The following is a 24,486-nucleotide window of genomic DNA, read 5'->3' on the forward strand; positions in this document are numbered from 1 at the left end:
CTCCCCGTAAGTTGGTTTGAGCCTGCGGTAATGGGGCGAAAATGACAAATGAACAACTTTCAGCTCATGAATGAGCGTTTTCTCAGGAGATGTGCCCATGTCTACCAAGTCCAACAAGTCCGCCAAGACCGCTTTCGCCCTGGCTTCCGCCCTCGGTACCGCCGTAGCGCTGTCTGCCGCCGTGGTCTCCATTCCGGCGCATGCCGCAGGCATGGAAAAGTGCTACGGCGTGTCGCTGGCCGGTGAGAATGACTGCGCTGCAGGCCCGGGCACCTCCTGTGCCGGCACTTCGACCGTCGATTATCAGGGCAATGCCTGGAAGCTGGTCCCGGAAGGCACCTGCACCTCCATCGAAACGCCCACTGGCACCGGCAGCCTGGAAGAGATCAAGTAAGCATCACGCCTCGGGTCTCCCCCGAACCTGACGTCCGGTGGGCGGGTGTCTCACCCCTCCGCCGGACGCTCGCAGAATCGAGAGGTCGTCATGCACGAGTCATCCCCCACCTCCCGCAGCCCGGATTTCGGTACGGCCTTGCCGTCGTTCGATGACATGGCCACGGGAATCAGCCTCAAGGCGCAGCATGTCAGGGAGCTGATGTCATCACGGCCGGCGCTGGGGTTCCTCGAGATTCATGCCGAGAACTACATGGGCGCAGGCGGAGCTCCCCATGCGCGGCTGGATGCGCTGCAGGAGTATCCGCTGTCGATCCATGGTGTCGGCCTGTCGCTGGCATCGGATCGTCCGCTGGAGGCCGCGCATCTGGCGCGCCTTCGAGCGCTCTGCGAGCGTCACCCGCCCACCAGTGTGTCAGAGCATCTGGCCTGGGCCGGCCATAGCGGCCACTTCTACAACGACCTGCTGCCGGTGCCATTGACCGACGCGATGCTGGCACGGGTCAGCGATAACCTGATGCGGCTGCAGGACTGCCTGGGCCGCCAGGTATTGATCGAGAATCCCGCACACTATCTGCGCTTTGATGCGCAGGCTCTGGGCGCGGAGTTGATTCCCGAGACGAATTTCCTGACCCGACTGGTCGAGCGCAGCGGCTGTGGACTGTTGATCGACGTCAACAATGTCTTCGTCTCGGCGCACAACATCGGTGTCGATCCTGCGGCATGGCTTGAGTCGATCCCGGCCGCGGCCGTCGGCGAGATCCATCTGGCGGGTCATGTCGTCGATGAGCGCGAAGGCCTGCTGATCGACAATCACGGTGCGCCGGTCTGCGAGGCGGTATGGGCCCTGTATGCCGGCTTCATCCAGCGAGTCGGGCCGCGCCCGACCCTGATCGAGTGGGATACCCAGGTGCCGGCGCTGGAGGTGTTGCTGGGGCAGACGGCTCGGGCCGAGCAGATTCTGCAGAGCGCCTTGGTTCAGCAGGGCTCTCGGGTCCCGCAGACCTCTGGCCCTCAGGTGGAGAGTCCGCGATGAGCACGCCAACGGCCCCCATGACTGACCATGATCTTCTCACCTGGCAGCGGGCCTTCATCACGGCGCTTGAGCAGCCTGACCGTCATCTCCCGGGCATCGAGGCGGCACATCAGGGGCGTCTTGACGTCTATCGCAACAATGTCTGGGCCAGCCTGATCTCCGCGCTGCAGGACGCCTATCCCGTGACGCGTCAGGTCGTGGGCGAGCGCTTCTTCGCGGCGCTGGCGCATGATCACTCACGCCGTCACCTGCCGGAATCGCCCTTGATGATGGAGTACGGGGCGGGGCTTGCCGAGACCTTGCACACGACTCTGACGACGCTGGTCGAGCATCGACAGGCATCGGTCGCTCAGCTGCCGTTCTACGCGGTGGATCTGGCGCGGTTCGAGGCCGCGCGTCTCACGGCCTATCACGCCGCCGACGCTGAAGTGCTGGCACCGGCCAGGCTGGCGCAGCTGTCACCCGAGGCGGTGATGGCGCTGACCTTCCTGCCTCATCCCGCGGCAGGTCTGCTGCGCCTGGAGCATGCGATCTTCGAGGTATGGCAGCGCCACCAGCATGAGGGAGCCAGCCTTGCAGGCCTGGATGTCGCGCGGCCCGAGAACCTGCTGATCACCCGTCCGGCCCTGGAGGTTCAGGTGACGGTGCTGTCAGAGGCGGCTGCCTGGTTGCTCGACCAGCTGTTGGCGGGTGAATCGCTCGCGGATGCGGCCGCCATGCTGGCGGATGTCCATCCCGAGCAGGACCTGGGGCAGCTGCTGGCCCCTCTGCTGGCAAGTGGCGTGTTTCTCGCGCCGGACTAGTGTTGCCCCATGATCTTTCGTCCATGCCAGTCTCCTGCCGACCTACCCGGGCCGAGCTGGCGCATCCCCTTTTTCTCGCGCACTGGCGCATCCTTGAGGAGGCCTCATCATGAGCCTTGAGTCATCCACGACGCCCGCGGTCCGTACCGGTGTGGCGGGGCAAGTCCTGAACGTGTTCGTCTGGCTGGAAAATCTGCGCATGGATGCCGTGCTGATCCTGATGCGCATCGTCATTGGCGCCGTGTTCTTCATGTCAGCGCAGACCAAGGTCGATGGCTTCGCGCTCAAGGAAAGCACCTTCTTCCTGTTCGAGTACGAATACGCGTTACCGCTGGTCCCGCCGGTACTGGCCGCCTATCTGGCCACGATTGCCGAGCATCTCTTCCCGCTGATGCTGTGGCTGGGCCTGGGCTCCCGCCTTGCCGCGCTGGGTCTGGCCGGCATGACATTGACCATTCAGCTGTTCGTCTACCCGGAAGCCTGGGTGACGCACGGTCTGTGGCTGTCCAGTCTGCTGGTACTGGTGCTGCAGGGCCCGGGGCGTCTGTCACTGGATCACCTGATTCGCTCACGTATCGCCTGATCTTGCCTGCTGGCCACAACGCAAGACGGAGACCTCGGGGTCTCCGTCTTGCGTTGTGCGTATCGTGGGTCGTCGTGGGTCAGACAGGCTCTTCGGCGCGCTGATGCTCGATCTCGGCACGTACCATCTCGACACTGGCGGCATCGATGTAGTCATTGGCGTGTGCATGATGCGCCATGTCGAGGCTGTCGGTGCTCAACAGCATGTCGCAGCCCAGTGCGGAGAGCTCCTCGCCCAGCGTGGCCAGCTCTGCCTTGCGCGATTCGGAGTCACCGATCTGGCGAATGTAGATGGCGCAGATGCGGCCCGGGTAACGGCGCACGACATCGGCATAGACCTCCGGATCATGCTGACCGCTGTCTCCGATGAGCAGGAACTGCATCTCGTCATACAGGTCGAGCATCTTCTCGATCAGCGCCTGCTTGTGGTCTTCCGAGCGCTTGGGCAGGGGGCGCTGCAGCGTCAGCCCCCATTCGCGCAGGAACAGGATGGGGCCGACCGGGATGCGGTTGTGCTGGAAGAACACCTCCAGCATCTCATAGATGCTCCAGGGGCCGCGTGAGACGTAGAGCAGCGGGCGACTCTGCTGACCGTCGCTGCCCTCGTGGAGCGCCTGATAGAGCGCGGCGACTCCCGGGAAGGCAGTGCGTCGCTCGGCGGATTCGATGAACAGCCGATAGAGCATCTTGAGCTTGTTGGCGACACCGGTGTACATCACGGTGTCGTCGATATCGCTGATCACGCCCAGTCGGGTACTGGCCGGTGGCAGGTAGACCTGGGCCTCGCCCTCGACAGCGGCCTGCTTCGGCGGCCGGGCGGTGATCCGTGCCGTCTGCCATTGGCCTTGATCTGCCAAGGGCGACAGCAGAGGCAGGTGGACGCTGAAGTAGCCATCGCGGTCGGTGACGACCGTGGTCTGGTTGCCGCCAAGGCTGACGTCCACCTCCACGCCGCCCTTGCCCCAGCGCAGCAGACGGCGGCCGACATCCATCAGGTCGCGCCCGGCCCCGGGCGCCAGCTGACTGCGCGAACCGGGCTGCTGGAAGATGCGGCCCATCAGAAAGGCTTCATTGTGTGAGCCATAGCCACGATAGGCATGGATGACGCAACCATCCTTGCCCTGGGCATGGCGCATGGGCTTGGCAGCCACATGCAGCAACTTGCGTAGCAGACGTGTCAGCGGCAGTGACATGCAACCCTCCTGGTATGACGCCTGATCAACCTGCCTGATTGGCAGCCACCCTGCGTGTCGCGTGATGATGCGCTTCCGAGCATGGTCCTGCGCCTCTTGCTCAAGTGCTTCTCGGGCTCAAGTTCTTCTCGGGCTCAAGTCCTTCTCGAGCTCAAGTTCTTCTCGAGTCTGACTCTCGAGTGGTGTCCGACCCACGAAAACGCCGCCTTCCGGACACCGCGCAAGCACGGGACAGAAGGCGGCGTTCACGGCCTGCCGATCACGCTGGCGGCAGTGTCAGACACGCGATGGTGTCTTGGTCAGAATCACTCGCCCAGGTAGGCGGACAGCATCCAGACCGTCTTTTCCTGCTCGCGGATGTAGTCGCCGACCAGCGAGGCAGTCCCTTCATCGTCGGCATCGGAGGCGACGGAGAGGATTTCACGCTGCAGCTCGATCAGGGACTTGTAGCCGGTGAGCAGACCCTTGACGCAAGCGGTGCCATCGCTGACGTGGGTGTCTTCCTTGATGGTCGCCACGCGAGCGTAATCGCTGTAGGCGTGCATCGGCTCGTGACCCAGGGTCAGGATGCGCTCAGCGATCTCGTCGACCTTGGTCAGCAGGTCGGTGTAGGTTTCCTCGAACTTCACGTGCAGCTCGAAGAACTGGTTGCCCTTCACGTTCCAGTGATAGCCACGCGCGTTCATGTAGAAGGTCTGGTAGTTGGCCAGCAGCACATTGAGGTGCTCCGCCAGCTGGGTTGCGCTGGAAGTATGCAGGCCAATGGCATTGGTATCGGTGGACATGAAGACTCTCCTTGAGAATGGGCGACGTGAAATGTGGTTGGAATACGTGGTGAGGCAGGGCGCGGGCACTGAGGACAAGCAGGCGATATCCCTTACCTTCGAGTGCCTCAGGTTCATGAAGCCAAGCCCATGGCACCAGGCCCGAGCAACCGGGTCGATGACACCAGTGTAGAGGGTGACGGTGCCGTGCAGTAACGAATTCGCTGCATCGTCGTGATCGTCTGGTGCTATGACGTGTTCCGGTGCGAATGATCGGATGACTGAGCCATCCAGTGCCTCACGATGAATCCGTGATCAAGCGTCTTTCTGATACATGCGGCTCAGGATGACGCTTTTCAAGGTGGCACGGCAAGGTAGCACGCGGTTCATTGCCGAGGCATGACCGTGAGAAACGCAAAGGCCCCGCACGGGGCGGGGCCTTTGCGACAGCCAGACCAGCAGCTGTCATCACTTCAGCAACGCTCAGGCGTCAGTTGCGCGCCATGTGCAGGAAGTGCATGTGCTTCTCGTACTGATCCAGTACATCACCGATGACCTGCTCCTTGGTGTAGCCCATCAGGTCATAGGTCTGGCCGCCTTCGCGCAGGAAGACCTCGGCCCGGTACTGGCGCTCCACGTCACTGGTGCCCTTGCGCTTGACGTTGCGCAGCGCGAAGGCCGGTGCCGCATACTCGCGGACACGTACGCCATAGATGAAGTCGATCTCGTCGCCATGGCTGACCTGCAGATAGCTGCGGTCATCTTCGTCGTTGACGCGCACATCCAGCCCCTGCGCCTCGAACTCCTTGGCGACATCCGACAGCGCCGGCGTCACGACATCCGACAGATACTGCTCGACATTCTTCTGCTGCGGCGTCTCGACCAGGGTCTGGACGCGCTTCTGCCAGCTGCGTGCACCACCGGCGGTATGCCCCGGCGTGTTGCTGAGATGCTGCATGGAGCGCTGCTTGACGCCTTCAAGACGCAGCGCCTTGAGCAGGCCGTAGCAGACGAACATCAGGATGATGGCGAAGGGCAGAGCAGAGGCCAGCGAGGCGGTCTGCAGTGCGCCGAGACCCCCGGCCATCAGCAGCGCCACGGCCACGAAACCTTCGGACACGGCCCAGAAGATGCGCTGCCAGACCGGAGATTCATCGCCTTCCTTCGAGGTCAGCATGTCGATGACCAATGAGCCGGAGTCGGAGGAGGTGACGAAGAAGGTCACCACCAGCACCGTGGCCAGCAGGGAGGTCACGCTACCGAACGGGAACAGTTCCAGGAACTTGAACAGTGCCACGGAGGCATCCGCGGAGACGGCTTCGGCCAGATTGCCAGCGGCGTCGGTCATCAACAGGTGCAGTGCACTGTCGCCGAAGAAGGTCAGCCACATGAAGGTGAAGCCCATCGGCACGAACAGCACGCCATAGACGAATTCACGGATGGTACGACCACGCGAGACGCGTGCGATGAACATGCCGACGAACGGGGACCACGCGATCCACCAGCCCCAGTAGAACAGGGTCCAGCCACCCAGCCACTCGGACGGGCCGTCTTCCGGGATGTAGGCGAACATGTTGAAGGTCTTGTCGACCACTTCGCTGAGGTAGCCACCGATGTTCTGGATCAGGGTCTGCAGCAGGAAGATGGTCGGGCCAACGCACAGCACGAACAGCATCAATGCCAGCGCAAGACCGAGGTTCAGCTCGGAGAGACGACGGATGCCGCCGTCCAGCCCCATGACCACGGAGATGGTCGCCAGGCCGGTGATGATGGCGATCAGGATGACCTGGGTGGTCAGGCTGTTGTCGATATCGAACAGATAATGCAGACCGGAGCTGACCTGCAGCACCCCCAGACCCAGCGAGGTGGCTACCCCGAACATGGTGCCGAAGACGGCGAAGATGTCGACGGCATGACCGATCGGGCCGTGGATGCGCTTGCCGATCAGCGGGTACAGCGCGGAGCTGATGCGCAGCGGCAGGTTGTGGCGGAAACTGAAGTAGGCCAGCGCCAGTGCCACGACGGCATAGACGCCCCAGGCGTGGATGCCCCAATGGAAGAAGGTGGTCTTCATGGCCTCGCGAGCGGCTTCCACGGTACCGGCATCGCCCACGGGCGGTGCGGTGAAGTGGAAGACCGGCTCGGCGACACCATAGAACATCAGGCCGATACCCATGCCCGCGGAAAACAGCATCGCGAACCAGGAGCCGTAGCTGAAGTCCGGCTCGGAGTGGTCCGGCCCCAGCTTGATGTCACCGGATTTCGAGAAGGCGAGCCCCAGCGTGAAGACCACGAACAGCCCCATGGCCAGCAGGTAGAACCAGCCGACGGTATCGATGATCCAGGTCTGGACGTGGCCGAAGACCACGTTCGCCGTCTCGGGCATGGATACGGTGAAGATCACGAACGCCAGTATCACCACGGCGGAGCCGAAGAAGACTGGCGGATTGATCTTCGCGACCGTAGGTTGGTCGGCATTTTCTGACATAAATTTCTCTCCCTGATTGCCTGTTCGACGATAATGGTAACTTATTGAACCTGTGGCGTCGTGAGTTGCCCGCGCCATATCGTTTCCATGTGTAACCGATGATGAGGCCATGGAAATGCGATGGGGACGAAAGCGCTCCGGCACGCTGATGCCATGGCGCATCGCGGGTCAGGCGTCGTGCCAGCCGGTACTGGCCGTCGCCCGGGAACATGCATGAGGTAGGCGTTGGCGTGGTGGCGAGCTAAGATGAGACCGTCTGCATTCAGGCCCCTTTACTGCTTGATACTATAGTTATGCACAAATCCTACAAGGCTTAAGTGTCAGTCTAGTGGCTTTGCGCCATCTCGCGGATGGAAATCGTGATGGATCGCCAAGTCAGATGGCTGACCGGAGACGTTCGCATGTTCTCTCGACTTCCCTTAGCTCCCTCTCGGACCGAGGCAAGCGCTCGAACGCCGCAGGCCGGAGCGGTGTCTCGCACGGGGCTGCTCATCTCGGGCCTGCTGCTGCTGAGCGGCTGTTCCACGCTGACGAGTCAGGACCCGCTATCTGCCCATGACAGCGAAGCGCTGCCTGCGGCCTGCATCTTCCCGCGTCAGGGCGATGCCGATCAGTGGCTGCGCGCCGCCGCCGAGGTCGTGGAGGCCCGTGGCTACAAGGTGCGCGAAAGTGAGCTGTCGCTGGGCCTGGTGACCGGGGAGCGCAAGGTCGACCAACCGGGGCTCGGGGCCATCGAGGGGCCCTTCGGCTCTCGCATCGGGTTCTCGGTGGGCTACGGCGTGGCCGCCGGGCGTGGCATCGGTGTCGGGGTGGGCAATGACGTCTATCGGGACGACCCGATCAGCTTCGAGCGCATCTCGCTGGTGGCACCGGACGAGCGAGTGCGCGTGATCCGTGATGAGCAGGTCATCAATCAGGGCGGGTATGTCATCGATGCTCGACCACAGAATCTCAGCGAGAGCTGTCAACAGATCGAACGTCAGCTGGAAGCCGCGCTGGCGGGCCGTGATCCTCGAGAGGTGCGCTGATGAATCCTTCCCTTCCTCGCTGCCTGCGTCTGGTGGCCTGTCTCGCCCTGCTGTCGCTGGGCGGCTGCATGACACAGCCGACCCATGCGCCGGACTCCCGTACCGCGGTGATCGCGCCCGACAGCGGCACGCTGACCTCCCGGCAGGTCTTCGTCACGCTGATGACCACGCTTGCGGAGCGCGGCTTCATCATCGAGCGGGCAGACCCGGATCTCGAGCGGCTGGATGCCAGCTACGCCGCCAGACCACCGCTGACCCTCGACGCCTGGGTGAGTGAGGTGAACGGCCAGATTCGTCTGAGCGTGACGGGTGACAGCAATGGCGCCGAGATCGCGCCGGGGCGTCTCGACAACCTGCTGGTGGACGTGGCCGTGGCGCTGAACGCACGTACCGTGCCGGTGATCGGCACGCCATGATCGCCAGCACCCCATGACATCGCGCCATGCCCCGGGGCGTGATCGGGCATCTTCCGATCGCTTGCGCCCGGAGGGATTGAGTCTGCACCGACGACGGCGCCTGGCCTGGCTGGCACTGGGCGCCAGCATGTTGGCCGGCGTACTGGTGCTGTTCGCGCTCTGGCAGTGGGAGTTCGCCCGCAGCGAGCGTGAGGCACGCCAGCATGCGGCCACTCGGCTGCACTTCTATGCCAGCACCCTCAATGCGGAGTTGTCGCGCTTTCAGTGGCTGCCCGCCATGCTGGCGCGACAACCGCGCGTGCGTGCCGCCTTCGATGACACGGCCGATGTCGCCGAGTCCGGCAATCGTCTCGACTGGCACCTGCAGCGTGTGGCACGGGAATCCGGCGCCGCTGCGATCTTCCTGACGGATGCCTCCGGCGTGACGCTGGCCGCGAGCAACTTCGATGAATCCGACAGCTTCGTGGGCCATCGCTACGCCTACCGGCCCTATTTTCTGGATGCGATGGCGGGCGGGCGCGGGGAATTCTTTGCGGTGGGCAATACCACGGGGCGCCCCGGCTACTTCGTGTCCGCGCCCGTATCGGGGGCGGACGGCCAGCCGCTGGGCGTGCTGGTGGTCAAGGTCTCGCTGGAGGCGCTGGAGGATACCTGGCGCCAGGCCGGCGAAACGGTACTGCTGGCCGATGCCAATCGTGTCGTGCTGCTGGCCTCACGGCGGAGCTGGAAATACCGCACTCTCGAACCCCTCGCGCCCGCCGCTCTCGACGACATCCGGGCGCAGCAGCAATTTCGTGGGGCGCCGCTCTCCCCGCTGGCGCGCTCGCTGGAAGACGGCAGTCTGGTGCTGGGGGCGGGTGAGGCGTCTTCCCGCTCCTCGACTTCCGTCGGCCAGCGCTATCTGGATGAGTCGCTGTTCAGTGGTCCGCTGGCCTGGCAGCTGCACTTTCTGATGCCGTTGCGGCCTCTCTATATACAGGCGCGCAACACCATGCTGGCCGGGCTGGCGGTACTGCTGGGGCTGGGCATGCTGGCGCTTTGGATGCGCGAGCGTCAGGCGCGCCTGCGGCTCATCCGGCGTGAGGCGGTGGTCATGCGTGAGATCAACGAGCGTCTCGAGGAGCGTGTCGCCGAGCGCTCCCGCGAGCTTGAGGCCACCCGTGACGAGCTGGTGCAGGCGGGCAAGCTGGCGGCGTTGGGCACCATGGCTGCCGGCATTGCCCATGAACTCAATCAGCCGCTGGTCGGCATTCGCACCTATGCCGCCAGTGGCGGGAAGTTGCTGACGCGTGGCGTGTCTCAGGCGACGACCCGCCCGGAGCTGCTGCCACGTGCCGCCGAAGCGGCGAGCGGCAATTTCACGCGTATCGCGGCACTGGCCGAGCGTCTGGGCGACATGATCCGCCAGTTGCGGGTGTTCGTGCGGCCGGCCAGTCAGCAGCCGCCAGCGCCGCTGGCACTGGTGCCTCGCATCGAGTACGCCCTGGAACTGCTCGATGAGCGGTGCGAGCTTCTGGGGCTCGTGATCGAGCGGCAGGGACTGATGCCAGAGGTGCGGGTGATGGGAGAGCAGGCGCGCCTCGAGCAGCTGCTCACCAACCTGATCCGCAATGCCGTGGATGCGCTGGAGGGTCAGCAGCGCGATGGCACCCTGGACGGGGTCGCCCGTATCCGGCTGAGCTGGCAGGCCTGGCCTGAGGTTGCCTGGCTCGAGGGGCGGCCCGGCGGTTGCCTGCGCATCGAGGACAATGGCCCCGGGATCGACCCGGCATTGCGGGCCACCCTGTTCGACCCCTTCACCACCACCCGCGAAGTGGGTGACGGCATGGGCATGGGGCTCTTTCTGAGCTATGGCATGGCACGTGACCTGGGCGGTGTCCTGCGGCTTTCGGATGATGCCCCGCCGGGTGCGCTGGGCGGTGCCAACTTCGAACTGTGGCTGTGCACGCCCCCTGATGACGCGGGCAGCCCGACACCCACTCGACTGACCCCGGAGGCACCTGACCATGAGTGATGCTGCCTTCGAGACGGGCGATGAGCGCCTGGCTCAGGATCATGAGCTGACCCGCGAGGCGCCCATCTGGCTGGTGGACGACGACCCGGCCGTGCGGGAATCGCTGTCTCAGTGGCTGGAACTTGCGGACCTCAACCTGCGCTGCTTCCCGCGGGCTGAGGCCTTGCTGGAAGCGCTGGCCGCCGGCGAGCCGGTCAGCGTGGTGATCAGTGACATTCGCATGCCGGGCATGGATGGGCTGACGCTGCTGTCACGGCTCACGCTCGAGGCGCCGGAGCTGCCGGTGCTGATGATGACAGGGCATGGCGATGTGGCCACTGCGGTCTCGGCCATGCAGGGCGGAGCGCGCGATTTCATCGAGAAACCCTTTGACCCGGAAGCGCTCGAGCTCAAGCTGCGTCAGGCGCTGGCAGGCCGGCGGCTGAGCGATGAGAACCAGCGGCTGCGTCGTCGCCTGAGCGTGCGGGGGCTTGCCGGTCTGCTACGTGGTGAAAGCGCGAAGATACGTCAGTTGCGCGAGCAGATACTGGAGCTCAAGGGGCATCCGGCACGCGTCTGGATCACGGGGGAGTCGGGCAGCGGGCGGACCACCACGGCGCTGGCACTCGCCGAGCATGCGCCGGCGGAGGGAGAGACCCAGCGCGTCGGCACATCGCCGGCCTCCGCGTTGCTGGCGAAGGTCGAATGTCGTGCCCTGGTCGGTATGGCGTCGAGCACTAAGGCGTCGAGCACCAAGGCATCGAGCACCAAGGCGTCGAGCGGCGCGGCGTCGAGCGGCGCGGCATTGTCCGAGGCGATTGATGAGGCTCTTCAGGCCGCTCCCGAGATGAATACCCTGTTGCTGCATGACGTCGACGTCCTGAGCCGTGAGCAGTGGCAGTGGCTGGACGCCTGGCTGAACGCTCAGCCCGAGGGCGGACGTCGCGCGCCGCGGGTGGTCTTCAGCGCCGAGTGCAGCGTCCAGGCCTTGGTGGCCTCCGGCACGCTGGGGCTGACGCGGGGGCACGCGCTGGCGGAGATCGAGCTGGTCACGCCGTCACTGCGTGAGCGGCGCGAGGATATCCCGTTGTTGATGGCGCATTTCAGCCGCCAGGCCGCCGACGTTCATCAGGTTCCTGAGCTGCCCTTCGTCCGGGGCGAGCTGACGACCCTCATGGCGGCCGACTGGCCCGGAAATCTTGCCCAGCTGCGTCAGCTGGCTAGCCAGCGGACCGTGCTGGGTGAACAGGGGCAGGAGCCGCCGGCGACCGGGCAGGAAGCGGGAGAGGAGGACCCGGACGGGCTTGCCGCGCAGGTGGCGTTGTTCGAGGCGACGCTGATTCGAGCGGCCCTGACACGTGCCCGAGGCAACATTGCCCAGGTGCTGGAGGAACTGGCCCTTCCGCGCCGGACGCTCAACCTCAAGATGCACAAGTACGGACTGCGGCGTGATGACTTTCGTCATGGTGCGGACGGGGCATCGGAATGAGCGCCTGCTCGGGAATCAAATTGTCGGTCTGGCGTCGAAGGGGTGGTTCGTGCCCCCGAATGTTATAAGGTAACGACGATGTGCCACGCCTGGCATTCGCTTTTCTTCGTATCCGCCTTTCCGGAGTGTCTGCATGCCCCTTGCTGTTGATCATCGCGATGATGCGCGATCGTTTCCGCGCGCCTGGCGTCGTTGCCTGCGCTTGCTGACGGGGGCGTGGGTCGGCATGTTGGCCATCGCGTCGTTGATGGTCAGTCAACCGGCGCTTGCCCATCCGCATGGCTGGGTGGATCTGCGCGTGACCCTGCGCCTGGATGATCAGGGGCGGGCGGTGGCATTGCGTCAGTACTGGTTGCTGGACCCCTTCTATAGCCTGACGCTGCGGCAGGAGCTGGCCGCCCTGCAGGACGATACCAGCATGGAGCAGCGCCTGGATGCGCTGGGCAGCGAGATCCTCGCCAATCTTTCCCAGTTCGATTATTACACCCATGTTCAGCGTGACGGAGCGCCGGTGGCGCTGGGAGAGGCGACACGCCAGACCACCTGGCTCAAGGGGGAGCGCGTCGCCTTCCAGATGGAACTGCCTCTGGCCGAACCCGTGCCGATGGCCGGCCATACGCTCAGTTATCGTATCTATGATCCCACCTATTACATCGAGATCCTGCATGACCCGGATGCGATCGCCGTCCAGGAAGGGCTGGTGATCAAGGGGCTGTCCTCGCAGCAGGTGCCGATGGACTGTACGGCGAAGATCGCCAAGGCAGACCCGGATCCCCAGAAGGTCGCCGAGGCCTCGATGCTGGATATCAATGCCACCGCGCCGATGGATCTTGGCCAGTATTTCGCCGATGTCGGCAGTGTCCATTGTGAGGCGTCTCGATGAGCGATGAGCACAAGGACACCTCCGGGCTTGGGGATGTCAAAAGCCTCAAGGGCATGCGTGATGGCCTGCTCAAGCCGGCCTCTTCGCGAGGGCGACGCCTGGCCGGGTGGCTGGCCCTCGGATTCGGACTGATCGTGCTGGGCATGGCACTGTGGCCGAGCCTGGTACAGGCCTGGGGTGAGGCGCTGGGCTGGATCTTCGCTGAACAGTCGCGTTTTCAGCGCTCGCTCGGGCGCGCCATGAGCGAGCTTGCCGCGCACCCCGGCACCCCCTGGGCGCTGATCGGGCTGTCCTTCACTTACGGAGTGCTGCATGCGGCGGGCCCCGGCCATGGCAAGGTGGTGATCAGTACGCTGCTGGCCAGCCAGCCCATCGCGCGGCGACGTGCGCTATGGCTCTCGCTGCTGGCGGCCTTGCTGCAGGGCGTGAGTGCGCTGGTGCTGGTGGGGCTGGGGGCGGGACTGCTGGACTGGGCCGGGCGTGAGGTGCTCGGGCAGGTCGAGAAGGTCACCCTGCTCAGCCATGTCGGCGTACTGGCGTTGGGCCTGCTGCTGCTGTGGCGTGCCGCGCGTGCGTTGTGGCGGGCACTCAGGGCGCCCGCCACCACTGGCATGGAAGAGAGCGTGACGACACAGGAAGCGCCAGCGATGCAGGAGCTGGCGTTCGAGCCGTCGCATGGTCGCGACCACTCTCACGGCCACGATCATTCACACGGGCATGACTGCGGTTGCGGCCATGCGCATGGCGTGACGGCGGAGCAGGCCAGCGGCGACTGGCGCACCATGGGCATGGCGGTGCTGGCGATCGGCCTGCGGCCGTGTTCCGGCGCGATTCTGGTATTGCTGGCCGCGCTGGCGCTGAATCTGGTCGGCAGCGGGGTACTGGCGGTACTGGCGATGTCACTGGGCACCGCGCTGACGGTGGGCAGCGTGGCGATGGCCACGCTGCTGATGAAGGCCAGCGGGCGTCTGGCGGCGGGCACGGCGCGCCTGACCGGCAAGCGCGAAGCGGGCGGAGTGCTTCGTCAGTGGCCATGGGCCGCGGTGATCGGGCTGCTCGGCGGGATCGTCATCAGCGTGTTCGGGGCTTTGCTGGTCGCCAGCAGTCTCAAGGCGCTGGACTCTCCCACCGGACGCGGTGCCTCGCCGTTCGGGCGCGCGGCACCAGTTGAAGACTTGGATTCAAGAGATAACCATAAAAGTATTTAAATCATGAGTTGAATCTAGGTTTATGGTGGCTGCTTTAATTATAGAGGAAGAGTCTATGGCGAAAGGTAAATTGCCTCCATATCAAGTAGTGGCATATTTTATAATGAGCTTGACTATTACGATGTTTATGCCAAGACAGCGCGTCGAATGTGGCATGAAGAAACAAGGAATTATGATTGTGAGGTGGTGAGCGAAGAAGGAGCAAAAGACTACAATTACCGTTCAGATCTCTCGTGCTATATTTCAGATGAATTTCCGCAGCATCAGAATAAAGCACACGTTTTAATGCTGGTGTCTTTGTTTGAAGATTTTTTGATTAAACTGGTTAGTTCCGTTGAAAGTTACTGTCGCGATCCATATTTGCCGTTTGAAAGAAATAAAAAACATGGGATACTTGATCGAGCTAAAGAATATTTGAAGCAACAGGGAGAGGTCTCTTTACCGGTTGATAATCCTGCGTGGAGTTTTATTAAGGGGCTAGTGTCTATTCGGAATTTGATTGCTCATGCCGGAGGATGCATAGACAAGACAAAGGATATAGCAGTTGCCAAATTTATTGGTAGAGAGTCAGGGTTACACGTGGAGAGTTACGCGAGAGATTATCTGATTGTACAGGATGAGTTTGTAGATAAAATTATAAAAGAGATGAAGGGTTTTACGAAAGCAATGCTAGACAATAACCCTCCCAATAAGCGTGATTGCTCCTTAATATGAGCATGCCAATTTCTGACATGCTCAAGTATTGTCAAATTCTCTAGAAGGAATAGGTCGGCAGCTCGGCGATCTTCATGCGTAGCGTGTCAATCAGCGTGGTGAGCGCTTCATTGTCATAGGCCTTCGGGCGTCCCACTCCCCAGACCGGCCCGGGCCAGGTGGCATCATCGCTGCTGCGGGCGATCACGTGTACATGCAGCTGTGACACGACATTGCCCAGGGTGCCGATATTGAGCTTTTCGCCGTCACTGAGCTGCATCAACAGCTCGCCGAGCAGGGTGGTCTCGTGCCACAGCTGGTGCTGGGAATGGCTGTCCAGCTCATAGACTTCGCGAATGTCCGCACGGCGTGGTACCAGCATCAACCAGGGATAGCGCGCATCGTTCATGAGGCGCACGCTGCACAATGCCAGATCGGCCACGAAGTGAGTGTCTGCCTCCAGCTGCGGGTGCAGGGTGAAATCATTCATTGTCGTTCCTCGTCGTCGCGGGGCTGGCGCGCCCGAATGGCCTCGGCTGGTCTGCCGGTCCGTCTGCCGGCGGGGCCGTCACGGGTGTCCCCAGGCCAGGTGTCTTAATGTCTCCAGTGTGACCAGATCGGCAGAATCCTGCCACTTTTCGGTTTGCGCCATGCCGGCCGGCCGTTGGCGCAATGCCCCCATCGCCAAATACCGCCCCTGCTCGACACTTGCTAGTCTTCACTCAAGGCTGGGCAGTACGACCTGACCTTCGCTGTCCCGTCCGCTATCGCCACGTCTCGCCTATTCCAACAATAAGGGTTCGCCTGCGTTCCGGCAGGCCCGCCAAGGAGTCATTCCATGCAAAAGCGCCAGTTCCTCAAGGCCGGCCTCGGTCTCGCCATCGCTGCCTCTCTGGGCCTCAGTGCCGCAGCCCAGGCGGAAGGCAAGTACATCATGGGTACCGCGACCACCGGCGGTACCTTCTATCCCGTCGGCGTGGCGCTTTCCACGCTGATCAAGGTCAAGCTCGAGCCGACCGCCGGCATCTCGGTGTCCGCGATCTCCTCCGCCGGCTCCGGCGAGAACCTCAAGCTGATGGAAGAGAACCAGGCCCAGTTCGGCATCATCCAGGGTCTCTATGGCGCCTGGGCATGGAATGGCACTCCGCCGGTCAACAAGGCGCACAAGGACCTGCGCAGCATCTCGATGCTGTGGCAGAACGTCGAGCACTTCGTGGCACGCAACGATGAGGTCAAGACCGGCACCATCGAGGACATGACCAACTTCTATGGCAAGAGCTTCTCCATCGGCAAGAAGAACTCCGGCACCGAGGGCTCGGGTCGCTTCATTCTCGAGCAGCTGGGCATCGATGCCGACAAGATGAATCTGGCCTACATGGGCTATGGCCCGAGTGCCGACGCGATGCAGAACGGCAACATCGACGGCATGAACATTCCGGCAGGCGCACCGGCTTCCGCCGTGACGCGTGCCTACGCCAACCTCGGTGACGAGATCACCACGCTGGACTTCACCGAAGAGCAGCTGGCCAAGGTCAATTCCCAGTTCGAGCTGTGGACACCGTATGAAATCGCCGCTGGCACCTATCCGGGCCAGGACAAGGCGATCAACACCATCGCCCAGCCGAACATCCTCGTGGTACGTGATGACGTCTCCGAAGAAGACGTCTACCTGATCACCAAGACCATGTACGAGAACCTGCCGTTCTTGAACAACATCCACCCGGCCACCAAGGCCATGGCACTCGACAAGGCCATCGCTGGTCTGCCGCTGCCGCTGCACCCGGGTGCCGTGCGTTACTTCAAGGAGCAGGGCATCGAGATCCCTGAGCGTCTGATCGCCGACTGACCCACCCCTGAGTCCGCTCCATCGCAGCCCTCATCGCGCGCCCATGGCCGCGGTGAGGGCTGTGCAGTCCAACAAGACAGTGCCGGTCCGGCGTCATGCTGCGTCTTCGTTTCGCAAGGCAGCCTCTGCCAGGCCAAAGCCTGCCCATGCATCACTGATGTCACCGACGTCATTGATGAAGCAAGTCCGCATTTCCTCGCAAGCCCGGGCGCAGGTTGACGCCACACGTCGCCGCCGCGCCATCGCTGTCTGATCCCGTCTTGAGGCACCGCCATGCATGATTCCCGCTCGCCAGAGCCCTCTCGTCCCACTGAAGCCGTGCCGGATGCGCCGGACCTGTCCGGTGTGCGCGATGAATCCGTCGAAGCCGCGCCATGGCGCATGGAACTGCCCTGGCTAGGGCGGGCCGTGTTCGTGATTTCCATCGTCATCTGTCTGGCGCATCTGTACTTCAACACCATCTCGACCCTGTCGGAGCTGTGGGTGAGCGCGTTGCACTTCGGGCTGTTCGGCCTGCTGTGCGCGCTGACCATCCCGATGCTGACGCCGTCCAGTGATGGTGCCAAGCGCTGGGTGCTGGGTGTGGATGTCATGCTGGGGCTGGCGGCACTGGGTTGCGGTCTCTATCTGATCGGCTTCGAGGATGCGCTCTATGATCGTGGGGTCGTGTTCTCCCCCGCGGACTGGGTGGTCTCCATCGTCGCGGTGGGGCTGATTCTCGAGTTCGCGCGGCGCACCACCGGCTGGTTCATCCCGGTGCTGTGTCTGATCGCGCTGACCTATGTGGCCTGGTGGGGCAAGTATGTCGGTGGCGTGTTCAACTTCCCGGGCCTGACCTGGGAGACGGTGCTGTTCAGAAGCTTCATCGGCGGCGAAGGGATGCTGGGCTCCATCGCCCGCATCTCCTGGTCCTACGTGTTCATGTTCATCCTGTTCGGCGCCTTCCTGGTCAAGTCCGGCGCGGGTGACTTCATCATCGACCTGGCGCGCTGCGCGGCGGGTCGCTTCAAGGGTGGCCCGGGCTTCGTGGCCGTGTTCGCCTCCGGCCTGATGGGCTCGGTCTCCGGCTCCAGTGTCGCCAACACCGTCTCCACCGGCGTGATCACGATCCCGCTGATGCGGCGTGCCGGCTTCCCGGCGCGCTTCGCGGCAGGTGTGGAGGCCGCCGCCTCCACCGGTGGCCAGCTGATGCCGCCGGTGATGGGCGCGGGCGCCTTCATCATGGCGTCCTATACCCAGGTGCCGTACCTGACCATCGTCGGCGTGGCCGCCTTGCCGGCGCTGCTCTACTTCCTGTCTGTCGCCATGTTCGTGCGCATCGAGGCCAAACGCTCCGACGCCACGGCGCTGGATGACCCGCAGGGCCCGCGCCTCAAGGACGTGCTCAAGGAGGGCTGGCACTATCTGGCACCGCTGTTCGTGCTGGTCGGTGCACTGATCTACGGCTTCACGCCGACCTACGCCGCCGGCATCGCGATCCTGTCCGTCATCGCGGCCTCGTGGCTGTCGAAGAATCCGATGAAGCTCGGCGACATCATCGAGGCGATGCTGGCCGGGGTGCGCAACATGACCACCACGGCGATCCTGCTGATCACCGTCGGGCTGATCGTCAATGTCGTCTCCACCACGGGGATCGGCAACACCTTCTCGCTGATGATCACCGACTGGGCGGGTGGCAGCCTGCTGATCACCATCATCCTGGTTGCGCTGGCGTCCTTGATCCTGGGCATGGGGCTGCCGGTGACGGCGTCCTATATCGTGCTGGGCACGCTATCCGCCCCGGCGCTCTACAACCTGATCGCGCACTCCCAGCTGGTGGATCTGCTGGCGGCGGGCAACCTGCCGGAGCAGGCCAAGGCCATCTTCATGCTGGCGGCACCTGACAAGCTGGACCTGCTGGGCGCGCCGATGAGCATGGACGCCGCACGTGAACTGCTGGCCCTGGTGCCGGATACCTTCCAGAGCCAGCTGTATGAGCAGGCGCTGTCGCCGCACGTGCTGACCATGGCACTGGTGAGTGCCCACATGATCATCTTCTGGCTGTCCCAGGACTCCAACGTCACGCCGCCGGTCTGCCTGACCGCCTTCGCGGCTGCCGCCATCGCCAAGACACCGCCGATGAAGACAGGCCTGATGGCGTGGAAGATCGCCAAGGGGCTCTACATCGTGCCGCTGCTGTTCGCCTGGAGTCCGCTGATCTCCGGTGACATCGGTGAGATGCTGACGGTCTTCGTGTTCGCGCTGTTCGGGATCTACGCTATCGTGGCGGGCATGGAAGGCTATCTGGAGCACGAACTGCCCTGGTGGCTGCGTTTGGCGATGTTCCCGCTGGGAGCGTTGATGCTGTGGCCGCATGGTCAGCTGACCTATGATATTGCCGGGCTGGCCATCTTCCTGGGCGTGCTGACCTACAGCGTGCGCCAGAGTGGCCGTCAGGAAGCCCTGGCTTCCTGAGTTCCGGCAGGTTCCGGCAGGTTCCGGCAGACGTGCCTGAATCCTGCATGACGTGACGCAATGCATCATCCACGATGCCCGGCATCCCTGCCTTCGCGAGGTTCCTGCGAGGAGGGTGTGTCGGGCATCGCGCGCTCTGAATGACGAAGTGCGTGCAGCGTGTCCCCCTTTTACGGCAAGACAAGGAATGTCGGCATGACAAGTGATGTGGCAGGGCTGGCAGGCGGCCTTGATCTGATCAGCGTGGTGGCGCTGATCGCGCTGGGTGGCGTGGCCGGCTTCATCAATGTGCTCTCGGCGGGTGGTTCGATGCTGACGCTGCCCTTGTTGATGTTTCTCGGCCTGCCCCCCGCGCAGGCCAATGCCACCAACCGCGTGGCGATCGCGTTGCAGAGTGCGACTGCCACCAGCACCTTCCTCAGGGCGGGGGCGCACAACATGGGGGTGGCCTGGCGACTGGCCGTGCCTGCCGTGCTGGGCGCGATGCTGGGGGCCTGGCTGGCGACCCGGATCAGTGCCGAGGCCTTCGAGGGTGTGCTGATCGTGGTGATGGTGGTGTGCTCGATCATGATGCTGCTGCCGACGCCGCGCATCGACACCCGTGAGCTGACCCCGGAACGCATCACTCCCATCGTGCTGCTGGCGATGTTCGGCATCGGTCTCTATGGTGGCTTCATTCAGGTGGGCGTCGGCGTGCTGTTCATCGTGGTGCTCTACCGGTTGCTCAAGATCGATCTGACCCAGGTCAACGTCTTCAAGGTCTTCATCGTGTTGATGTATACCCTGCCGGCGCTGGCGGTCTTCGTGTTCGATGGTCAGGTGCGCTGGGCCTATGGCCTGGTACTGGCGGTCGGCAACATGAGCGGCGCCTTCCTCGGTGCGCGGGTCAACATGAGCCCTGCCGGTGCGCGTTGGGTCAAGTGGCTGACGGTGGCGGTGATCTTCCTCATCGTGCTCAAGCTGGTGCTGACCTGATGCTGATTTGAGGCATGACACGGAGTAAGCTCGGGTCATTGCCGACATGGCGCCACCTTCGTGGCGCGGTGTCACCCAACTTTCATGACGACGCCGTGCGGGCAGGGCGTCGCTTCTTTCTCATTGTTCAGGAGTCTTCCCACATGCAGGCCATGGTCATCGAGCAATACGGCGCCCCGGATGTGTTCGTCGAGCGCGAGCTGGACACGCCGACCCCGGCACGAGGTCAGGTGCGCATCAAGGTATCCGCCTCCAGCGTCAATCCCATCGAGACCAAGCTGCGCAGTGGCCTGGTCAAGTCGCACCCCGACTTCCCGGCCATCCTCAATGGCGATGTCGCGGGGGTGATCGACGCCGTGGGCGAGGGCGTGACGGATTTCTCGGTCGGCGATGAAGTGCTGGGCTGCGCCGGTGGCGTGAAGGGCTGGCAGGGCGCACTGGCGGATTACATGATCGCTGACACCCGTGTGATCGTGAAACGCCCGAGTCTGGCGGCGCTGACCCTGGAAGAATGCGCGGCCTTGCCACTGGTGTTCCTGACGGCCTGGACGGCGCTGGTCTCGCGCGGTCAGATCAAGGAAGGCGAGCACGTGCTGATCCACGCCGGTACCGGAGGGGTCGGTCATGTCGCGGTGCAGATCGCCAAATATCTCGGCGCACATGTCACCACCACCGTGTCCAGCGAGGCCAAGGCCGATCTGGCGCGCCAGCTGGGCGCCGACGAGATCATCAACTATCGCGAGGAAGCGGTCAGTGACTATGTGGCACGCCTGACCTCCGGGCGTGGCTTCGATCTCGTCTTCGACACCGTCGGTGGTGACAATCTGGATCGCTCCATCGAGGCCACGGCGATCTCCGGTCGTCTGTGCTCCATCAACACCCGCTCGACCCACGACCTGACCCAGCTGCACGCCAAGAACCTGTCGCTGCACGTCATCTTCCGCTCGGTGCCGCTGCTGACCGGTATCGGCATGGATGAGCAGCCGGAGCTGCTCAACGCCTTGAGCGAGATGCTGGAGGCCGGGGCGGTTCGCCCGCTGCTGGACGAGCATCAGTTCAGCTTCCGCGATATCGCCAAGGCACATGAATTGATCGAATCCGGCGAGGCACTGGGCAAGATTCTGTTGGTGAATCGCTGAGAATTGGCACTTTCCAGTGTCACGAAGGTCAGAGTGGCAGAGACGATTGATCAGGAATGCATGACATGCGAGTGACTCGCTTGATGATGGCCGCCTTGCTGGTGGCCAGCGTGGCCCTGACGGGCTGCAACACGGTGGCCGGCTTTGGCAAGGATCTTGAACACCTGGGTGGCAAGATCGACAACGCAGCCAGCTGAGCCTGACGGCCTGATCGACACCTTGCGTGCGATCAGGCACTTGAGAGAGGAATACCCATGCGACGCTTCATGATGATGACCGGTACGGCTCTGCTGTTCGGCCTGATGCTGGGAGGCTGCAACACCGTGGAAGGCTTCGGGGAAGATCTTGAGCATCTGGGGGGCTCCATCGAGGAGTCGGCCAGCTGAGCGAGTGAGGTGGCAGCGGATTCAGGCAATGAACGAAACATGAATTTCTCCCTTGAAACCCCGCAGGGTGGCCCAAGGTAATGGGTATCAGCGCAGGCATGACGCGTTGAATGGCAGGATCCATGATATCCATCACCACAAGGAGCATGACCATGTCCCGTACCATTGCACTGCTGTTCGCCTCTTTCTTCACTGTGGCGGCACTCTCCGGCTGCAACACCGTTGACGGTGCCGGCCAGGATGTCGAGCACGCAGGTGAAGCCGTTCAGGACGCTGCCCAGTAAGCAGGTCGCCAGACACGCCGCTTCACTGTCAGCACGAGACGTGAGGCATGAGGCGCGATGCAATAGCGGCCCTGCGCCGATGATGACGCCCGGTGATTTCCGCCGGGCGTCGTCGTGTCCGGCCTTCCGTCGTCGCGTGCATCTGCTCTGCGTGCCATTCACTTTCTCTACTCTCCCCCTTGCAAGGACCCCGTCATGGATCATCGGCAGTTGGGCTTTCTGGTCGCGCTGGCCAATGAACGCCATTTCGGACGGGCGGCGCGAGTCTGCCATGTCACCCAGCCGACGCTCTCGGCGCGTCTCAAGCAGCTCGAGGAGGAGCTGGGCACGGCGCTGATTCTCAGAGGGCATCGTTTCGAAGGCTTCACGCCGGAGGGGGAGCGGGTGCTGACGCATGCGCGGCGCATCATCGCCGAGCTGGATGAGCTCAAGGGAGATCTGTCACCCGAGGCCGTGCTGACCGGTCGGCTGACGCTGGGTGTCGTGCCGTCCGCGCTGGCGGCGGTGGGGGAATTCCTGCCGCGTCTGCGTGAGGCCTTTCCCCAGCTCTCCCTGCGCATGCGGGAGCTGTCCACCTCTTCGCTGGCTCAGGGGCTGGAGGATGGTGAGCTGGATCTCGCGGTCGGCTATCCGGCGGCCCCCGCCATGAGCGGCTTCGCCTGCCGACCGCTCTATCAGGAGCATTCGGCGCTGATTGCCAGTCAGGCGCATTTCCTGCTGCCCGAGACACCCGCATGGGAGTGTCTGCGGGAGTATCCGCTGGTGCTGCTGACGCCGGAGATGCAGCAGCGACGCCGGCTCAATCAGCAACTGGCTCAGCTGAACCATCAGCCGTCGCCGTTGCTGGAAGCCAACTCCATCGCGGCGCTGGGCGTGATGCTGGAGGCGGGCCTGGGGGTGAGCGTGCTGGCGGAACACCTTGCCGACTCGCGTCTCGGTACGGGGCTGGTGGCGCGACGCCTGCCCGGGGAGGGCGAGACGGTGGGGCTGCTGTGGCGTAGCGGCCAACAGCATAGCCGTCGGCTGAATGCCGTGCTGGAGCTGTTGCGCTCGCTCCCTCGGTCGGCAGACGTGGACGGATGATGGAGGGGGCAACGCAAGACACCCCGTGAAAACGGGGTGTCTTGATCAGTCTTCAGCCACGCACGAGGTGGGGGTCAGCCCTTGTCGGCATCCTGGGTCTGCGCCTTGAGCGCGGCCAGACGAGCCGCTTCGCGCTGACGCTGCTTGGCGTCACGACGCGCCTGCATCTGGGCGAGCGCGTCCTTGCCCAGGTGCGCCTCACCCCGTTGCTCGGCGAGACGAATCTGATTCTCGCGCTCGGCAAAGCGTGCCTTCTGGGCATCGCTGAGCTTGTCGTAGCAGCGCGGGCAGCTGACACCCTTCTGGTACTTATCGCTCTGCTTGTCCGCTTGCGTGATCGGCAGACGGCAGGCGTGACATTGGTCGAACTGCCCGGGGCGCAACTTGTGGTCGACGGTGACACGGTCATCGAACACGAAACATTCGCCCTGCCACAGCGTCTCTTCCTGGGGCACCTCTTCCAGATACTTCAGAATGCCGCCCTTGAGGTGATAGACCTCCTCAAACCCCTGCTCCTTCAGATAGGCGGTGGATTTCTCGCAGCGAATGCCTCCGGTGCAGAACATCGCCACCTTGCGGTGCTGCTGCGGGTCCAGCTCACGGGAGACATAGTCCGGGAAATCACGGAAAGCGGCCGTGTTCGGGTTGACGGCACCCTTGAAGGTCCCCACTTCCACTTCATAGTCGTTGCGGGTGTCGATCAGCAGCACGTCAGGGTCGGAGATCAGCGCGTTCCAGTCCTTCGGCTCCACGTAGGTACCGACGGTATGGCGCGGGTCGATCCCTTCCACGCCCATGGTGACGATCTCGCGCTTGAGCTTGACCTTGGCTCGCAGGAAGGGGGATTGCTCTGCCAGAGACTGCTTGGTATCCAGTTCCGCCAGGCGCGGGTCTGCCGTCAGCCAGGCCAGCAGGGCATCGATGCCGGCGCGAGAGCCGGAGACGGTGCCATTGATGCCCTCGCGTGCCAGCAGCAGGGTGCCGCGGATGCCATGCTCGTCCATCACTGCCAGCAGCGGTTCGCGCAGCGCCTCGAAGTCCTCGAGGGTGACGAACTTGTAGAGCGCGCAGACGACATGCTGCGGCGCCAGCGGGCTGGGACGAGCGGTGTCGGCAGCCGGTGCGACGGTCGTGGGGGTATCGGTCATGCAGGAGTCCTCATGCGGGCCGGAACGTAAATCCGGAGCAGGATGATCAGAAGGGAAGGCGTGCGACAGCGCGTGAGTGCCGCGTCGTCCAGGCGAGCCTTCGTGGTTCGGCGGCATATTTTACGTGACTCGCGCACGAATTTCCTGCGCGGGATCAAGGGGTGCCTCATGCTGGCAATTTCATTGATGGTGTCTATCAAGG

Annotated in this window: 24 protein-coding genes; 19 read left to right on the forward strand and 5 right to left on the reverse strand. The window is 63.4% G+C overall.

Features of this window, described 5'->3' with window-relative positions; genetic code table 11:
• Positions 1-97 precede the first annotated feature (97 nt).
• From ACZYGA_RS08975 to ACZYGA_RS08990, 4 genes are all read left to right on the forward strand, one after another.
• Positions 98-394 (forward strand): BufA1 family periplasmic bufferin-type metallophore, encoded by a 297-nt coding sequence (locus ACZYGA_RS08975; protein ID WP_084209440.1) that lies wholly within the window; start codon positions 98-100, stop codon positions 392-394.
• A gap of 90 nt (positions 395-484) precedes the next feature.
• Positions 485-1,429 carry an MNIO family bufferin maturase gene (gene bufB / locus ACZYGA_RS08980; RefSeq protein WP_176493716.1) on the forward strand — a complete coding sequence of 315 codons (945 nt, stop codon included), beginning with the start codon at positions 485-487 and terminating at the stop codon, positions 1,427-1,429.
• Positions 1,426-2,232 (forward strand): HvfC/BufC family peptide modification chaperone, encoded by an 807-nt coding sequence (locus ACZYGA_RS08985; protein ID WP_479398948.1) that lies wholly within the window; start codon positions 1,426-1,428, stop codon positions 2,230-2,232. Before bufB ends, ACZYGA_RS08985 begins: the two co-directional genes overlap by 4 nt.
• Before the next feature lie 109 nt (positions 2,233-2,341).
• Positions 2,342-2,815 (forward strand): DoxX family protein, encoded by a 474-nt coding sequence (locus tag ACZYGA_RS08990; RefSeq protein ID WP_077378649.1) that lies wholly within the window; start codon positions 2,342-2,344, stop codon positions 2,813-2,815.
• 79 nt (positions 2,816-2,894) lie between these two features.
• Here the strand turns inward: ACZYGA_RS08990 and ACZYGA_RS08995 are convergent, their stop codons facing one another.
• The 3 genes from ACZYGA_RS08995 to betT all read right to left on the reverse strand — a co-directional run bounded on the left by ACZYGA_RS08995 (position 2,895) and on the right by betT (position 7,259).
• On the reverse strand, positions 2,895-4,007 hold the full coding sequence (locus ACZYGA_RS08995) for an App1 family protein (protein WP_077378652.1): 1,113 nt from the start codon (positions 4,005-4,007) through the stop codon (positions 2,895-2,897).
• A gap of 305 nt (positions 4,008-4,312) precedes the next feature.
• A complete protein-coding gene (locus ACZYGA_RS09000) occupies positions 4,313-4,792 on the reverse strand; it encodes a Dps family protein (RefSeq protein WP_065392451.1) in 480 nt (159 codons plus the stop codon).
• Positions 4,793-5,261: 469 nt separating this feature from the next.
• Positions 5,262-7,259 carry a choline BCCT transporter BetT gene (gene betT, locus ACZYGA_RS09005; RefSeq protein ID WP_077378655.1) on the reverse strand — a complete coding sequence of 666 codons (1,998 nt, stop codon included), beginning with the start codon at positions 7,257-7,259 and terminating at the stop codon, positions 5,262-5,264.
• Between the two features lie 401 nt (positions 7,260-7,660).
• On the opposite strand from betT, the gene ACZYGA_RS09010 reads away from it, so the two are divergent.
• The 7 genes from ACZYGA_RS09010 (at position 7,661) to ACZYGA_RS09040 (ending at position 14,990) form a co-directional block, all read left to right on the forward strand.
• Entirely contained in the window at positions 7,661-8,287 is a 627-nt protein-coding gene (locus ACZYGA_RS09010) for a hypothetical protein (protein ID WP_136939105.1), read from the forward strand.
• Entirely contained in the window at positions 8,287-8,703 is a 417-nt protein-coding gene (locus tag ACZYGA_RS09015) for a hypothetical protein (protein WP_084209437.1), read from the forward strand. The genes ACZYGA_RS09010 and ACZYGA_RS09015 overlap by 1 nt, the downstream gene beginning before the upstream one ends.
• Before the next feature lie 13 nt (positions 8,704-8,716).
• Positions 8,717-10,717, forward strand: coding sequence for a sensor histidine kinase (locus ACZYGA_RS09020; protein WP_479398949.1), 2,001 nt, complete (start codon positions 8,717-8,719; stop codon positions 10,715-10,717).
• Positions 10,710-12,185, forward strand: coding sequence for a sigma-54-dependent transcriptional regulator (locus ACZYGA_RS09025; protein ID WP_479398950.1), 1,476 nt, complete (start codon positions 10,710-10,712; stop codon positions 12,183-12,185). The genes ACZYGA_RS09020 and ACZYGA_RS09025 overlap by 8 nt, the downstream gene beginning before the upstream one ends.
• A 133-nt stretch (positions 12,186-12,318) precedes the next feature.
• Positions 12,319-13,068 (forward strand): DUF1007 family protein, encoded by a 750-nt coding sequence (locus tag ACZYGA_RS09030; protein ID WP_077378670.1) that lies wholly within the window; start codon positions 12,319-12,321, stop codon positions 13,066-13,068.
• The gene (locus ACZYGA_RS09035) at positions 13,065-14,276 is read left to right on the forward strand and encodes a nickel/cobalt transporter (RefSeq protein ID WP_479398952.1); all 1,212 of its coding nucleotides are present in this window, start codon (positions 13,065-13,067) and stop codon (positions 14,274-14,276) included. The genes ACZYGA_RS09030 and ACZYGA_RS09035 overlap by 4 nt, the downstream gene beginning before the upstream one ends.
• Before the next feature lie 147 nt (positions 14,277-14,423).
• Positions 14,424-14,990: a hypothetical protein gene (locus ACZYGA_RS09040; RefSeq protein ID WP_479398953.1), complete on the forward strand. Its 567-nt coding sequence runs from the start codon at positions 14,424-14,426 to the stop codon at positions 14,988-14,990.
• 40 nt (positions 14,991-15,030) lie between these two features.
• Here the strand turns inward: ACZYGA_RS09040 and ACZYGA_RS09045 are convergent, their stop codons facing one another.
• Positions 15,031-15,459, reverse strand: a complete 429-nt coding sequence (locus tag ACZYGA_RS09045; protein WP_077378676.1) for an HIT domain-containing protein — start codon at positions 15,457-15,459, stop codon at positions 15,031-15,033.
• A gap of 348 nt (positions 15,460-15,807) precedes the next feature.
• Here ACZYGA_RS09045 and ACZYGA_RS09050 point away from each other — a divergent pair, with 348 nt between their 5' ends.
• The 8 genes from ACZYGA_RS09050 (at position 15,808) to ACZYGA_RS09085 (ending at position 23,136) form a co-directional block, all read left to right on the forward strand.
• A complete protein-coding gene (locus tag ACZYGA_RS09050; RefSeq protein WP_479398955.1) occupies positions 15,808-16,815 on the forward strand; it encodes a TAXI family TRAP transporter solute-binding subunit in 1,008 nt (335 codons plus the stop codon).
• A gap of 381 nt (positions 16,816-17,196) precedes the next feature.
• Entirely contained in the window at positions 17,197-19,269 is a 2,073-nt protein-coding gene (locus tag ACZYGA_RS09055; RefSeq protein ID WP_479399137.1) for a TRAP transporter permease, read from the forward strand.
• A gap of 195 nt (positions 19,270-19,464) precedes the next feature.
• Complete coding sequence (locus tag ACZYGA_RS09060; RefSeq protein ID WP_191236497.1) at positions 19,465-20,244, forward strand: sulfite exporter TauE/SafE family protein; 780 nt, start codon at positions 19,465-19,467, stop codon at positions 20,242-20,244.
• A 143-nt stretch (positions 20,245-20,387) separates the two neighbouring features.
• A complete protein-coding gene (locus ACZYGA_RS09065; protein ID WP_084209433.1) occupies positions 20,388-21,383 on the forward strand; it encodes a zinc-dependent alcohol dehydrogenase family protein in 996 nt (331 codons plus the stop codon).
• Positions 21,384-21,448: 65 nt separating this feature from the next.
• The gene (locus tag ACZYGA_RS09070) at positions 21,449-21,580 is read left to right on the forward strand and encodes an entericidin A/B family lipoprotein (RefSeq protein WP_077378691.1); all 132 of its coding nucleotides are present in this window, start codon (positions 21,449-21,451) and stop codon (positions 21,578-21,580) included.
• A gap of 57 nt (positions 21,581-21,637) precedes the next feature.
• Complete coding sequence (locus tag ACZYGA_RS09075; RefSeq protein WP_077378694.1) at positions 21,638-21,769, forward strand: entericidin A/B family lipoprotein; 132 nt, start codon at positions 21,638-21,640, stop codon at positions 21,767-21,769.
• Positions 21,770-21,921: 152 nt separating this feature from the next.
• Positions 21,922-22,053, forward strand: a complete 132-nt coding sequence (locus ACZYGA_RS09080) for an entericidin A/B family lipoprotein (protein WP_077378697.1) — start codon at positions 21,922-21,924, stop codon at positions 22,051-22,053.
• Positions 22,054-22,248: 195 nt separating this feature from the next.
• A complete protein-coding gene (locus tag ACZYGA_RS09085; protein ID WP_077378700.1) occupies positions 22,249-23,136 on the forward strand; it encodes a LysR family transcriptional regulator in 888 nt (295 codons plus the stop codon).
• 74 nt (positions 23,137-23,210) lie between these two features.
• On the opposite strand, the gene trhO is transcribed toward ACZYGA_RS09085, so the two are convergent.
• The gene (trhO, locus tag ACZYGA_RS09090) at positions 23,211-24,284 is read right to left on the reverse strand and encodes an oxygen-dependent tRNA uridine(34) hydroxylase TrhO (protein WP_084209430.1); all 1,074 of its coding nucleotides are present in this window, start codon (positions 24,282-24,284) and stop codon (positions 23,211-23,213) included.
• Between the last annotated feature and the right edge of the window lie 202 nt (positions 24,285-24,486).

This window comes from Cobetia sp. BL01 (assembly GCF_056493605.1).